9 protein-coding genes are annotated in these 15,524 nt (G+C 42.5%); all 9 read left to right on the forward strand.

All coding sequences use genetic code 11. The features are described 5' to 3' along the window. Window positions 1-35 precede the first annotated feature (35 nt). Window positions 36-2,240 carry an alpha-L-rhamnosidase-related protein gene (locus tag GD631_RS15035; protein WP_185911484.1) on the forward strand — a complete coding sequence of 735 codons (2,205 nt, stop codon included), beginning with the start codon at window positions 36-38 and terminating at the stop codon, window positions 2,238-2,240. Window positions 2,241-2,423: 183 nt separating this feature from the next. Then, a complete protein-coding gene (locus GD631_RS15040; RefSeq protein ID WP_143260146.1) occupies window positions 2,424-3,044 on the forward strand; it encodes an RNA polymerase sigma factor in 621 nt (206 codons plus the stop codon). A 5-nt stretch (window positions 3,045-3,049) separates the two neighbouring features. Then, window positions 3,050-4,042 carry a FecR family protein gene (locus GD631_RS15045; protein WP_143260147.1) on the forward strand — a complete coding sequence of 331 codons (993 nt, stop codon included), beginning with the start codon at window positions 3,050-3,052 and terminating at the stop codon, window positions 4,040-4,042. A gap of 27 nt (window positions 4,043-4,069) precedes the next feature. Next, window positions 4,070-4,825 (forward strand): creatininase family protein, encoded by a 756-nt coding sequence (locus GD631_RS15050; protein WP_143260148.1) that lies wholly within the window; start codon window positions 4,070-4,072, stop codon window positions 4,823-4,825. Window positions 4,826-5,202: 377 nt separating this feature from the next. Then, window positions 5,203-8,451 (forward strand): TonB-dependent receptor, encoded by a 3,249-nt coding sequence (locus GD631_RS15055; RefSeq protein ID WP_143260149.1) that lies wholly within the window; start codon window positions 5,203-5,205, stop codon window positions 8,449-8,451. A 20-nt stretch (window positions 8,452-8,471) separates the two neighbouring features. Beyond that, the gene (locus GD631_RS15060) at window positions 8,472-10,220 is read left to right on the forward strand and encodes a RagB/SusD family nutrient uptake outer membrane protein (RefSeq protein ID WP_143260150.1); all 1,749 of its coding nucleotides are present in this window, start codon (window positions 8,472-8,474) and stop codon (window positions 10,218-10,220) included. Between the two features lie 16 nt (window positions 10,221-10,236). Beyond that, a complete protein-coding gene (locus GD631_RS15065) occupies window positions 10,237-11,919 on the forward strand; it encodes a hypothetical protein (protein ID WP_143260151.1) in 1,683 nt (560 codons plus the stop codon). 13 nt (window positions 11,920-11,932) lie between these two features. After that, window positions 11,933-13,645, forward strand: a complete 1,713-nt coding sequence (locus GD631_RS15070) for a glycoside hydrolase family protein (protein ID WP_143260152.1) — start codon at window positions 11,933-11,935, stop codon at window positions 13,643-13,645. A gap of 11 nt (window positions 13,646-13,656) precedes the next feature. After that, the gene (locus tag GD631_RS15075) at window positions 13,657-15,498 is read left to right on the forward strand and encodes a PKD domain-containing protein (protein WP_143260153.1); all 1,842 of its coding nucleotides are present in this window, start codon (window positions 13,657-13,659) and stop codon (window positions 15,496-15,498) included. Window positions 15,499-15,524: the final 26 nt, after the last annotated feature.

A 15,524-nucleotide genomic window follows, 5' to 3' on the forward strand; every position in this document is an offset into this window, starting at 1 on the left:
ACAAGTCATTTAGTTTGTTAGTAATAGAAAGAAAAATGAAAAAGAAATATATGATATTGCTTAGTGCCTTGTCTTTGGCAAGCAGCACATTTGCCCAAACTTGGATATGGTATCCGGGAGATTACGAAATCTGGCTGGGAAATCAGATGAATAACCGTCGTACGGAACGAGGTGCATTTTTTCCTCCTTTTTGGAAAACGGACAGTCATTATGTTGTCGTAGAATTCAGCAAGCAACTGAATCTTTCCGAGCCGGAAGAAATCTTTATTGCTGCCGAAGGAAAGTACAACGTCAAACTGGATGGAAAGCTCCAGTTCGGTATGCCGGAAACCATGTTGCTTCCGGCAGGAAAACATAGCCTGAACATTAAAGTCTGGAATCAGGCTACTCCTCCCACTATTTATGTGAAGGGAAAAACGGTGAATTCAGATTCTTCCTGGCGTGTGACTTACGAAGATAAAGAATGGATTGACGAGAGCGGAAAAGCCAGTGACACATCTGCCACTATCTATATGGATGCCGGATGCTGGAACTTTGACGGAGCTACCCAACGTCCTTCCCGATTCAGTCTGACGCGTAAACCGCAGCAACCCGTTACGAAGACAGAACAGTCTGAAGGAGGTTTCCTTTATGATTTTGGAAAAGAAACATTCGGATTCATCACATTGAAGAATCTTTCCGGAAAAGGAAAAATAGAAATTTATTATGGTGAAAGCCCGGAAGAAGCAAAAGATAAAGCATATTGTGAAACATTGGACAAACTTTTGCTCGAACCGGGACAAGTGACCGACCTTGCTATCCGCAGTACTTCTCCCTTGAGTAATTCTGAAAACGAATATACATTGGAGAACAGTAAAGCCTTCCGCTATGTTTATGTAACTCATGAGCCGGGAGTACAGATTGGAGAAGTCTCCATGCAATATGAATATCTTCCTGAAGAATACCGCGGAAGTTTCCGTTGTAATGATGAGGAATTGAATCGTATTTGGGAAGTTGGCGCATACACCATGCATCTCACTACCCGCGAATTCTTCATTGACGGTATCAAACGTGACCGTTGGGTATGGAGTGGCGATGCCATCCAAAGTTATTTGATGAACTACTATCTTTTCTTTGATAACGAATCCGTCAAACGTACAATCTGGTTGCTTCGTGGCAAGGACCCTGTGACCAGCCACAGTAATACAATCATGGACTATACTTTCTACTGGTTCCTTAGCGTATATGACTATTATATGTATAGTGGTGACCGCCATTTTGTCAACCAACTGTATCCGCGTATGCAAACAATGATGGATTACGTGTTGGGACGTACCAATAAGAATGGCATGGTAGAAGGTATGACCGGCGACTGGGTATTTGTGGACTGGGCAGACGGCTATCTGGATAAGAAAGGCGAACTCTCTTTTGAACAAATCTTATTTTGCAGAAGTCTGGAAACGATGGCTTTGTGTGCGGAACTGGTCGGAGATGCCAATGGCAAACAGAAATACGAGAAGCTGGCTGCTGCGTTGAAGGCAAAGTTAGAACCTGCCTTCTGGAATAATCAGAAACAGGCATTTGTACATAACTGCGTCAACGGTCAGCAAAGTGATGCAGTCACCCGTTATGCGAATATGTTTTCTGTCTTCTTTCAATATTTGAATGAAGATAAGCAACAAGCCATTAAACAGTCTGTTCTGCTGAATGACAGTATTCTGAAAATAACAACTCCCTATATGCGTTTTTACGAACTGGAAGCCCTTTGTGCTCTTGGCGAACAGGATGCTGTAATGAAAGAAATGAAAGCCTATTGGGGAGGAATGTTGAAGGAAGGTGCTACCTCCTTCTGGGAGAAATATAACCCGGAAGAAACCGGAACGCAACATCTTGCCATGTATGGCCGTCCTTATGGAAAGAGTTTGTGCCATGCTTGGGGAGCGAGTCCTATCTACCTGTTGGGCAAATATTATTTGGGGGTGAAACCTGTAAAAGAAGGATATAAAGAGTTTGCTATTGCTCCTGTGTTGGGAGGATTGAAATGGATGGAAGGCACTGTTCCTACTCCGAATGGCACTATCCATGTCTATATGAACAGCAAAACGATGAAAGTGAAAGCAACAGAGGGGAAAGGCTATCTAACCATCAAAAGCCGTCGTCCACCTAAAGCAAATATCGGAACACCGGAAAAAGTGTCGGTAGGAGTATGGCGCCTCTGGATCGATTCACCCGAAGAAAGAATTGTTACCTATCATTTATAATACATTGTTAATTAGTTAGTGGAGTTAGTCCTTGATTAACGGTTCCTCTTTTTAATGGGGGATTGTTAATCGGGGACTTTTTTCGTAAATTCCTCTAGGTTTTCTAGGGAATTTGCTACATTTGCTCTTCATAAAGAGAAAAACATTTAGTTCTTTTGGAAACAAGTAAACAAAATCCGAAGAATGAAAAACAAAATTGACCAATATACTGATACGGATGATGATAAACTCTTTGCCTTGATTGAACAAGGTGATGAAGGAGCTTTCACTCAAGCCTATGAAAGGTATCACAAACTATTATATGTATTAGCCTATCGTTATTTAATGAGTTCTGATATGGCAGAAGATGTAGTACAACATGTTTTTAGCCGTTTGTGGGAATTTCGTTCAGAACTACGTGTGGGAATCAGCCTAAAGAACTATCTCTTTACGATGACGAAAAATCACGTCTTGAACTTGATTCGCAATGAAAACAGCGCGATTGCAAAGAACTATGAGATGGCACAAGCCGCTTTGCCTTACGAAGATAATCTGATAGAAAAATTGGAGAAAAGAGAGTTGATGTCCAGCTTTTATAAAGCTGTGGATATGCTTCCTGTGCAAAAACGGGATATTTGCTTGATGAAAGTACAGGAGGAACTGACAAATCAGGAGATTGCGGAACGGATGAATTTATCCGTAAATACTATCAAGACGCATTATTCGGAAGCGTTGAAACTTCTCCGTATCCATCTAAGTAAGATGTTAATAATTGTTGCATTTACCACACTAATGACCTTTTTGAGTGTCCATTTAATAAAGTGATAAAAATGAATAGACCTACTGATAAACAAATAGAAGAAGTTCTGGCAGGAATTGCCAGCCCGGAAGATGCAAAATATGTGGCAGAGTGGTTTGCCACGGAAGAAGGTAGCGACTATCTCGAAGCCGCTATGACACGGGATTCCGGACTGATAAAAAATGAGTTTGCAGACTTGTATGTAGACCATGATATTCCTTCAAAGAAAATATTAGAACAGATACGTAAGAACATTCGTATTAAGAAGTTGAAGCGTATCTGTTTCCGAGTTGCAGCCGTATTGATACCTGTTGTCTTAATTGTCGGACTTTATATGCAACTGAACTCAAAAGTCGACCTGTTCGGTACTTCCGAATATGAGGAAGTGGTGGTAGATAAAGGAGAACGCATACAAATCATGTTTCAGGACGGAACAAAAGTATATATCAATTCTGATTCGAAACTAAGATACCCGAAGAAGTTTGCTTTGAACACCCGCGAAGTTTTTCTTGAAGGAGAAGCCTATTTCGTAGTAGCCAAAAATAAGAACCGTCCTTTTATAGTCAATTTAAGCGGACCGGCAATTCATGTATTGGGAACTTCTTTCAATGTACAGGATTACCCGGAGAATAAGGATATAGTAGTATGTCTGGATGAAGGAAATATTAATCTGACCCTTCCTACGGAAAAGAAATACCCGGTGAAACCTGGCGAAAGATTAGTGTACAACAAAGATAACCAGCAGTGCACTATTTCCAAAATGAACGATATGCGACGCCTGTCGATGTGGAAACAGAATGTGATAGTATTTAAAGATACCCCGCTGTCGGAAGTCATTAAAATATTGAACCGCTGGTATAATGTAGAGTTTAAAGTCGAAGATGAAAACGTTTTGAAGTATGTCTATACATTGACTTCGGACAATACATTATTAGAGAAAGTATTAATGGATTTAGAGAAAATCGCTCCGGTGAAGTTTGAGTATAATGAAGATAAAAAAGAAGTGATAGTAAAAATGAAATAATATAATCATTAGAAATAAATAGGGCATATGAATAAAGAAGTGGATTTATCCGTATCTTGTTATGGAAAAGTAAAAGACAGGAAATATGATATTGTGATATTGCCGTGGGGAGCTACCGAACCTCATAATCTGCATTTGCCATATATGACAGATTGTATTCTTTCCCATGATGTAGCAGTTGATGCTGCATTGATGGCTAAACAGAAATATGGCGTAAACTGCATGGTTATGCCGCCTATCGGCATGGGTTCACAAAATCCGGGACAACGGGAACTTCCCTTCTGTATCCATACGCGTTATGAAACACAGAAAGCAATACTGACTGATATTGTTTCTTCCCTTTATGCTCAAGGTATCCGAAAATTGATTATTATCAACGGGCATGGCGGCAATACTTTTAAAAGTATGATTCGTGATTTGTCGGTAGACTATCCTGACTTCCTGATAGCATCGAGTGAATGGTACACCGTGCTAAAGGTAAAGGACTATTTTGAAAATCCGGGTGACCATGCAGATGAAGTCGAGACATCCGTAATGATGCACTATCACCCCGAACTGGTCAATCTTGAAGAAGCAGGGAATGGAGAATATAAAACTTTTGCCGTACAATCTTTGAATGAAAAAGTAGCATGGATTCCCAGGAACTGGGGGAAAGTATCTAAAGATACCGGTGTTGGCGATCCACGTGGAGCTTCCGTAGAAAAAGGAAAGAAGTTTGCGGAAGCAGTCGCAGAGAAATATGCAAAGCTCTTTGACGAATTGGTGAATCAGGAACTTTACTAAATTACAAAAAATATAGTGACGCTATCCTTGCGTGATAGTGACGGTATCCGGTAAGTATGGCGTCACTATGTGGACAGGATAGTGACGGTATCCCAAAAGACTGTTTCTAGCGAATTGCCAAAAACACGAATCTATCTCTTGTTATAAGTCCTTCTGAAAATAAAATCCGGAAGGACTTTTCTTTTTATATCCCATTTTCCTACAAATAAAAACTAAAACATATCTCGCTGAAAACTAATATATTATCACACGAAACTTTATTGGAAATAAAAAAACTTCAGAAAAAAACGTTTTTTCCCTCACCCGCTTCTTAATCTCGTGTGTCCACTAAATACAAAGAGATTAAGAACCTATTTATAACTTTAAACAAACTAAGTATGAAGAACAGAGTATTGCTTGTATTGTTATTCAGCTTTGCTGTAAGTCTTGCGGCGTCGGCTCAGAAAATAACAATGAATCTTCAACAAGTCAAGTTGGAGAAAGTCTTTTCGCTCATTACTAAACAGACAGGACTTACGGTAGCATATAGCCGTACGATTGTCAATCCCGAACGGATTGTTTCTGTCCAGGCAAAAGACAAAGACCTTTCTAAAGTATTGGATGATTTATTCGCGGGTACAAATGTAGCTTATGAAATTGGAGAGAAGAAAATATATTTGAAAGCAAAAGAAGCTCCCGTTGCATCACAAGGGAACCAAAAAACAAAGAAAATAACGGGAACGGTGACGGATATCAAAGGCGAACCGATAATTGGTGCTAGTGTATTGGTGAAAGGAGCGGGAACAGGTACTGTGACAGATGTAGATGGTAACTTTACATTGGATGCTCCGGCAGACGCTCTTCTGGCTGTCAGTTATATCGGTTATAAAACACAGGAAGTAAAGGTGGGGAATAAGAACTCATATTCTATCCAATTGCAGGACGATACCGAAGTACTGGATGAAGTCGTAGTAGTTGGTTACGGCGTGCAGAAGAAATCAAGTTTGACAGGTGCCGTTGCTTCCATCTCTTCTCAGGAAATCAGCAAACAGGTATCATCTAATGTTGCTTCAAGTTTACAGGGGCGTACACCGGGGGTAGACATCGTGCAGCAAGCTGGTGTTGCTGGGGCAGATGTAAACATCGTGATTCGCGGTGCCGCTTCTTTTGGCGCTACCGAACCTCTGTATGTTATCGACGGAGCATTCAGTAATGCTGGATTAAGCTCATTGAATCCCAATGATATTGAATCTATCGAAGTACTGAAAGATGGTGCGGCAGCCGCTATCTACGGTTCACGTGCCGCTAATGGTGTCGTTTTGATTACTACCAAGAAAGGAAAGTCTGGTAAGCCTGTCATTCAGATAGACGGTTCGTTCGCTTTTCAGAAGACGACTAATATTCCGGAGTTTCTCAATGCGTCGGAATGGAGAGAATTTGCCAATATGGTGGCAGATAACAGTGGCTTGCCTCATGCACCGGAGAATGACAATCCCACCAATCCGAACCTGAATACCGACTGGTCAAAAGAATGGATACAGTTTGCCCCGGTATGGAACTTAAATGCCAGTATCGCAGGTGGTGGGGACAACTCTACTTTCAGCACAAGCCTTGGTTATCTTGACCAAACCGGTATGACGATTTATTCAGATTATAAACGCTATAACTTCCGCCTGAATACCTCCTATAAAAAAGGACGTTTCTCATTTTCCGAAACCCTCGGACTGACGCATAAGGATAAAACTCCTACAACAGCTTTCAACATAGCTTTACCAACGTTACCTATTTATGATGAACAAGGGCGGTTTACCTCCGGTGGTCCTGATTATTACATCAACCCCGAAGATGGCAAGGCGCAGAATAAGATAGCCCCGTTACATTATACAGACCAGTTTAATAAAGTGACAGATTTAATCGGCTCTTTGAATGCCCAACTGGATATTTGGGGCGGCTTAAAATACAAATTATCGTTAAGTGGAAATTATAGCAATAAGCATAATTACACCCATACCCCCGAGTACTATACAAAGTGGAACTCGGATGGAACTCCCGATAAAGATTACGGCAACACACGTAACAGTGTATCGGAAACAAGAGGTGAAGAGTTCACTTATACGATTGATAACTTGCTGACTTACAACAAGACATTTAACCGTCACTCAATAGACGCTTTATTAGGAACAAGCTGGATGAGAGAATACTATCGCTACATGACCAACTCTACCATTAACGATTTAGGAGGAACGGACATTACCGGATTCCAAAATGAGGATGGCAAAATTTCGGCAGGCGACAGTAATGCAGCATTGCTCTCTTTCTTCGCCCGTGTGAACTACGATTATGATAATAAATATCTGCTATCCTTAAGTATCCGCCGGGATGAATCTTCCAAATTCCATAAAGACAATAGAGTAGGTTACTTCCCTTCTGTCTCCGTCGGATGGAATGTGCACCAGGAAAAATGGTTCCAAAATCCTGTAATGAGCAAATTGAAGTTCAGAGCTAGCTACGGTGAGTTGGGTGCCAACTTCCTCAACCCTTATAATTTTGACGCGATAGCTTATGGACCTATTCCCTACACAGTAGGCGGTGAACGTTATGTGACAGGACGCGCAGCCTATCTGAAATCGAAAGATTTGAAATGGGAAACTGCCAAAACCACAGATATTGGTATCGAACTGGGTTTCTTTAATAACGATTTGACCTTATCACTAGACTATTTCGTGAAAAAGAACGTAGATTTGTTGGCACAGATTGACTTGAACTTGTCTTCCGGACAGATCTTTGAAATCAACAGCTCACGTGAAAAACCATACGTCAATACAGCCTCCGTAAAAAACACAGGATGGGAGTTTATGATGAATTACAGGAAACAATTGACGAAAGACTTCCATATAGATGCGACATTCAATATCGCAACGTTGAAGAATAAAGTATTATCACTGGGGGAAAACGTACAGCCGATTACTTCCGGCGCAATGTCCAGCTACTTTAACGATGCCCCCTCCATTACCATGCCGGGAGAAGCAATCGGTTCATTCTATGGTTATAAAATTGACGGTTTTGATGCGGAAGGAAATTTCATTTTCGCGGATACGGACAAGAATGGAGTAGTCAATGCAAATGATAAAGTCATTCTGGGCAACCCTATCCCTGATTTTACATACGGTTTGAACATCAACATGGAATACAAGGACTTTGATTTGACTGTCTTTTTCCAGGGAGTGCAGGGAAATGATATATTCAACCAGAAAAAGTACACCTATTATTTTGATTATTCCAACAACGTGGTCAAAGAGGCTATGAATGGATGGACGAAAACAAATAGAAATACAGGAATCCCTATTATGAAAACCCAAAACACAAGTGGCGGAAACTCCCTGCCGAGTGAATTTTATATTGAAGATGGTTCTTATTTACGTCTGAAAAACCTTCAGTTAGGCTATTCACTGCCTAAAAAGTGGTTGGAAGCAATCCGGTTTAATAAACTGCGTGTTTATGCAGGCGTACAAAATCTGTTTACGTTGACCAAATACTCCGGTTATGACCCGGAAGTTAGTTCAAATGTATTGTTCTCACGTGGCATTGACGTCAGTTCATATCCTAATGCCCGGACATTCACTTTTGGTTTTAACGCTTCATTCTGATAACTAAAAATATGATTAATATGAAAAACTATAAGAAAATATATGCCGCATTTATCTTGGTAGGCGGTTTGATATTACACGGATGCAACGGCATCTTTGATGATCTGGCTATTAATCCGAATCAACCGAGTATGGGAGCTTATTTCACCAGTCCGTCCGCTGTAAATGACGCAGTGATGACCATGTACGGATATATGTCTACGCAACGCTGCCTGGGAGCTTCCGGCTCTAAGACAACGATAATCCGCTCCGACGAGGCATCGTCCAATTCGGATTATGGAAAGCCGGGTATGTTTGGTGCCGACTTGAATGCCAGTTATTACACTATAGAGCAACCTTATACATTGATGTACACCACTGCTTCTCAAGCATCCTACATTATTGAAACCGCCCCGTCTGTTGATTTCAGCGGTAATGAGGAACTGCGGAACGCATACATGGGGGAAGCCTATTTTTGGAGGGCATTTGCGCATTATTACCTATTGATTAATTTCCGGAATATATCTCCCATCAGACAGATGCCACGCAATGGCGATGACTATGTCCGTCCCTTGGAAAAACCTGCTGCCGTATGGAATTTTATTCAAGAAGACCTAGCACACGCGAAAGAACTGTTGCCCGTGAAGGGATATTGGGACAGCAAGAATGCCGGTCGTGTGACAAAAGCTTCCGCAGCCGCCTTATTGGGAAAAGCTTACCTCTACCGTAGTGGAATCGAGCAATATTATGGTGAAGACAAGACCACATTTTACAGTGAAGCTGCCAAAGAATTTGCCGATATTATAGACGGAAAGTACGGAACTTATGACCTGACTAAAAATTATGCCGATAATTTTGATGTCGCTCATGAAAATAACGAAGAATCAATCCTTGAATTTCAATTCTTGGGCGATGTCGATAATGCAGGATTCAATCCGGGGCTTGCCACTTCCGGTTTGGCGTTCGATTCGCGTGGATTGATGTTGCCGGGAGCGGGAGTAGGCTATGAAGGCGTAGTACATAACTGGCTTTATAACGCGTTTGTGAATTCGATAGACAAGGACGGCTATACGGATATCCGGATGTTCTCCACAATGATATTCAATGATTTGGACGCGAGCATTCATTTGAGAAATGACGCAGGCGGCAATCCGATACGTTTGAAAGGTCCCGGCGGCTATAAATGGGAAGAACTTTATCCGGCAAAGAATGGAAAAGAGGGATTCGCCACCGTATCCAATCCTTTGGCACATCCATTCAAAGCAGGTATCAGGAAAGGGATTGATTGTTCCATGCCTACACAAACGGAAGCGGACGGAACTCCCAAACTGGTCGGTGTAGGTGCAGGCGTCAAGGAGTATGTGTATAATCAACCCCGTGCCCATGGAGTGAACTGGCGGTATATTCGTTATGCCGATGTGTTGATGATGTATGCGGAAGCCGTTGTCAGTGGTGGTACGCAAGCATCGGACATGACTCCCTTGCAGGCAGTAAACAAAGTACGCGGACGTGCCAACATGAGCGAACTCCCTTCCGTAACCATGGCTGATATTCAAAATGAAAGAATCCTGGAATTTGCCTTGGAAGGGCATCGTTTCTATGATTTGCTCCGTTGGGGCAAGCTAGCCAGCCGTTTTACGGAGTTGCAGGAATCCGACCCTAACTTCAAGAAGTTCATATCGGCAGATGACTTTAAAGGATTCGTCACCAATAAGCACGAATGGTTGCCGATTCCTATCAATGAAGTGAATTCTAACCCATATATCACAGAAAATAATCCGGGATATTAACTAAGAAAGAATTAATATGATAAAAATGAAAAATATTGCGGTACTACTGTTCTGTTTGGTAGTACCGGGCATAACTATTGCCCAAACAGAAGTGCTTTACAATGGCATACACCTGCCTGAACAATGGCCGCCCCGCTATGCGGAGCCACAAAAAGCACAAGATATGCCGATACCCTATCTTAAACAAAAGCCGGGAGTAATCCCGGTAAATGTAGGGCGGCAACTGTTTGTTGATTCCTTTCTGATTGCAGAAACCAATTTGGACAGAGTGATTCATACTCCCCGGTTTTACGAAGGAAATCCGGTACTCGAACCTGACAAGGAATGGGAAAAGACAACCGAAGGCGGACTCTACGCAGCACCTTTCAGTGACGGGATATGGTATGATGAAAAAGACCGGAAGTTCAAAATGTGGTACTTGGCAGGTGCAGGTGTCCTTCATAAAGGAGATAATCAGACCTTTTATACCGGATACGCAGAATCGGAAGACGGCAAGCACTGGACAAAACCTGTACTGGATATTTGGAACCAAACCAATATTGTAGATACCTGCAATCGTGACGCAGCTACTATTTGGCTGGACAAACAGGAGAAAGACCCGTCCAAACGCTACAAGATGTTCAATGTCGAACGCCGCCCCACCGACCGCAGATGGCAATTTATCTTGAAATACTCGTCAGACGGGATTCATTGGGGAGAGGGAGTAGCCCAGTCCGGTGATTTATACGACCGTTCATCGGCATTCTACAATCCGTTCCGTGATGTTTGGGCATTGAGTATGCGTTATGGGACAAAAGTCTCTTCCCGCTCACGCAGCTATTTGGAAAATAAAGACCCCGAAGTGGCAGTAAGTTTCGCGCATCGTATCCGAAAAGGAGTGCCCGACAAGAATATGGTCTACTGGTTTACCCCGAGCGATAAAGAGCCGCGTCATCCGGAATTTCCGGAAGTAGAACCGGGTATTTACAATTTTGATGCCATTGCTTATGAAAGCCTTATGTTAGGACTGTACAGTGTATGGCAGGGACCGGAAAATGGAGTTTGTGCCAAACTGGGTATTCAGAAAAAGAATGAAATTTTTCTAGGGTATAGCCGTGACGGCTTCCATTTCTACCGTCCTTCTTTCAAGCCTTTCATGGCAGTAAATGAGACGGAAGGAGCGTGGAACTGGGGCAATATGCAGTCTATCAACGGAGTGCCTTTAATAGTAGGGGATTCACTTTATTTCTATTCCAGTGGACGTCTAAAAAACAAGATTATGTGGGATAGCCACACATCTACCGGACTGGCTACTTTGCGCAGAGATGGTTTTGTCTCCATGCATGGAGATAAGGACGGGTATCTGTTGACGGAAAAGATCCGTTTTGACGGTAAGCATCTTTTTATCAATGCAGATGTAAAAGGTAGCCTGACTGTAGAAATTCTGGATGAAAATGGAAAGCCATTGGAAGGGTTTACCCGGAAAGACTGTGTGCCGGTGAAAAAAACGGATAAGACAAAATTGTTGGTTACATGGAAGAAACATCAGGATATAGCATCACTCATCGGAAAGGCTGTTCAACTGAAGTTCTATCTGAATAACGCTGATATATATGCATTTTGGATTTCTCCGTGGCAAACGGGTGAAAGCCGTGGATATACAAGCGGCGGCGGACCGGGACTGTCACCTGGCGGCATAGATGTTCCTGCAAACCCATAAAAGATAAATGAGTATGAAACGTTTATTCTATACATTACTATTCTGCCTGCCTTGCGTGTTGATAGCTTGCGGTGGCAGTGATGATACTCTGGGTGGAGATGACAATCCCCCGGTAGTGGTTCCGCCTGACGAAGAGACGGTAGATTCACGGCTACTATATAATGGGATTCGTTTGCCCGAACAGTGGCCGCCGGTACGTTCGTCTTCGTCTGAACTGGAAAAAGGAATGTCACCCTTTTATCTGTCGAACAAACCTTCTGTTATCAATATTTCGGTAGGACGCCAGTTGTTTGTAGACAATTTCCTGATAGAATCCACCAATCTGAAACGTACTTTCTATTATCCTGAATATTATTCGGGCAATCCGATATTGACACCGGAACAGGATTGGGAGAAAACCGGAACAAAAGGTGCGGCATTTGCCGCTCCTTTCAGCGATGGAGTATGGTACGACGAAAAGGAAGGAAAATACAAAATGTGGTATATGGCAGGCGGCGGTTCTTATGCAACCAATGGAGCGGGTGTAACTTGTTATGCGGAATCAACAGACGGCATTCGCTGGACAAAACCGACTCTTTCCATTGTAGCCGGAACAAATATCGTTGACTATAACTCAGAACGTGACGCGTCTGTTATTTGGATGGATAAACAGGAAAGTAATGCTTCGAAAAGATACAAGATGTTTCTGGTTGCCCGTGAATCCGGGAAATGGAGATACCATTACAAAACTTCCCCAGACGGCAAAGTCTGGCGTGCCGCAGCTCAATCGGAACCTATTGCCGACCGTTCTACGGTATATAAAAATCCATTCAGAAACGTTTGGGTTTATAGTATGCGGCATAACGTCCGGGTGAACGCGAATAAGCTGGTACGTGCGAGGGATTATAATGAAAATGCCGACCCGGAAGCCGGAACAAAGAAAGCGGAAGCATTATTGAGTGCATTCTGGTTCGGCCCATGGGCTAATGAGCAACGCCATACAGACTATCCGAATATAGCACCTGCGATATATAATCAGGATGCCACGCCTTATGAAAGCATTATGCTGGGATTCTTCTCCGTTTGGCAAGGGCCGGAAAACGATGTTTGTGCTTCGGACAACGTAATCAAGAGAAATCAAGTCATGGTAGGATATAGCCGCGACGGTTACAGTTGGTTCCGTGAGGATATGAATCCTTTCCATGCCGTAAATACAACTACCTCGGACGCGTGGAATCAAGGTAACCTGCAATCCGTAGCCGGAGCACCGTTAATTGTCGGCGATAAACTCTATTTCTATCTGAGCGGTCGTCGTTTGAGAGGTACGCAGGAGATTACCACTACCGGACTGGCTATGCTTCGTCGCGACGGGTTTGCTTCCATGAAAGGAACGGGCGAACTGCAAACGCCCTTATTGAAATTTGACGGTTCGTACTTCTTTGTCAATGCCAATGTCACAGGAGAAATGAAAGTGGAGCTTTTAGATTCCGATAATAAAGTAATCGAAGGATTCTCAAAAGATGAATGTAAAGTCTTGAAAGGGGATAATGTAAAAGCGAAGATAGAATGGGCTAGAAATGCTTCATTAGCCTCTCTGAAAGACAAACAACTGAAAGTAAAATTCTATATTGATAACGGTGAAATATTTGCTTTTTGGATTTCTCCTTCTGCGAATGGGGAGAGTATGGGATATACCGCTGGCGGAGGTCCCGGGCTGAATATTTCCGGAATAGATAAAACCAATTAAAAAATCATAGTATGAAAAATTTAGCCTATATTTTATTCTCTTTGTTACTGCTTTGTGTAACATCATGTAAAGAAGAAGATACTATTTATAAAACAGCCGCGAAAGCTGCTTTTTCGGTGGGTAATGAATATGAAGTGGGAGAAACAGTGACCTTTACGGATGCTACGATCCCGGATGAAGGTACTGTAATTGTAACCTATCTATGGGAGTTTGGAGATGAAGGTAAATCAACCTCTACAGAGCAGAGTCCGACATTTATTTTTAAAAAGGATGGGCTTTTCCAAGTTAAACTTACTGTTACCGATAATAATGGTTTGAGAGCTACCAGTCAGAAAGAAATAAAAGTAATTAATCCGACAACACCTGATTTTACGTTAGACAAAACTGAATATCAGATGGGGGATGTGGTAACTTTTATAGATGCTACAGTTACCAAACCTGGGGTAAATATTACTAGTTATTTGTGGGAATTTGGCGACAAAGACAAATCCACCTCTACGAAGCAAAATCCGACTTTTGCCTATAATGAAGCAGGGGCATATCCTGTGAAACTTACTGTTACGGATAGCTACGGATTAAAAGCAAGTGTAACAAAAAATGTGGCTGTATTCGATCCGAGCAAAGCGATTGCCGTACAATGGTTGGCAGTTATGGATGGTTCTGTAACCGGCGGTTCATCTCCCGCACTCTCTTTTGATGGAACGGCTGTATACATGCTGACTGGTGGAGACGCTACAAATGCCGGCCGTCTGAATGCTTACAATATTTCGGATGGTTCTTCGAAATGGATTCTTGATGTTGATAAAGCGATGCAAGACCATCACGACAATGGTAGTGTTGCTGCTGGTGCCAAAGATATTTACGGTAGTCCATCTGTAGGGCGTAATGGTGATATCTATTTTATAGTCAGGGATTTGAAGGATGCCGGTGCGGATCGCCGCTTATTTGTTTTTGCTGTGAAAGAAAGTGGAATCGTGAACTGGGCATATGCCGGCAAAGACGCTAATGTGTATGCCATTACGCCTGCGATTGATGCAAACAGCAATATATATGTTGCGCATAGAAGTAAAAAACTCTGGAAATTGACATCTACGGGAGACTGGTCTGAATATACTTCTAACAATCTTTTGGGGGCAACCGGTGGTTTATCTGTGTCTAAAGACGGAGTAGTCTATGGATTCGGAAACGGCTCAACAGGACTCTTTGCTTATAATACGGTGACAGATACCAATCAATGGATTTATGCGACAGATTTTGGTGGTGCAGGCGATGCTTTCACTGGTGCCTTGAGAAGTGCGACAGTTACTGTCGGTGCTGATGGTACTCTCTACTCTGTGAAAGATTTAGCGTCAGGAGGAGGGGCAGTCTTCGCTTTGACTCCTGAAAGTGTAGAAAAATGGGTGTATCCAGTGGCAGGTGCCATATCTGATGGGGGTGTTGTATTGGGTGCGGATGGTACAATTTACGCTAATGGTGGAAAGGCTTTGTCCACTCAGCCTTCAGCAGGTGTCGTCGCGTTGAATGCCGATGGTAGTTTGAAGTGGCATTATGGAACCACAGAAAATGCGCAGACTGCTCCGCTTGTGGACGACCGTGGTTATATACATTTCATAACAGCCGATGCCACTTACTATGTATTAAAACCAGATGGAACACTCTTCTCATCATTAAAAATAGGAGATAGCACTATCTCTTCTCCTGTGATGGATGATAAGGGCAATCTGTATGTAGCAGTAAAGAAAGGGGGAATTTGGCAAATGGTATGTGCTACCTCTAAAGCTACATCTTATGCAAAAGATTCCGCATGGCCGATGAGAGGACAAAATCCGCAACGAACTGGTTTACAGAAGTAGTTTTAGTATAATCAAATTGATCATAA

The organism is Bacteroides luhongzhouii, assembly GCF_009193295.2.
Classification (GTDB): Bacteria; Bacteroidota; Bacteroidia; order Bacteroidales; family Bacteroidaceae; genus Bacteroides; species Bacteroides luhongzhouii.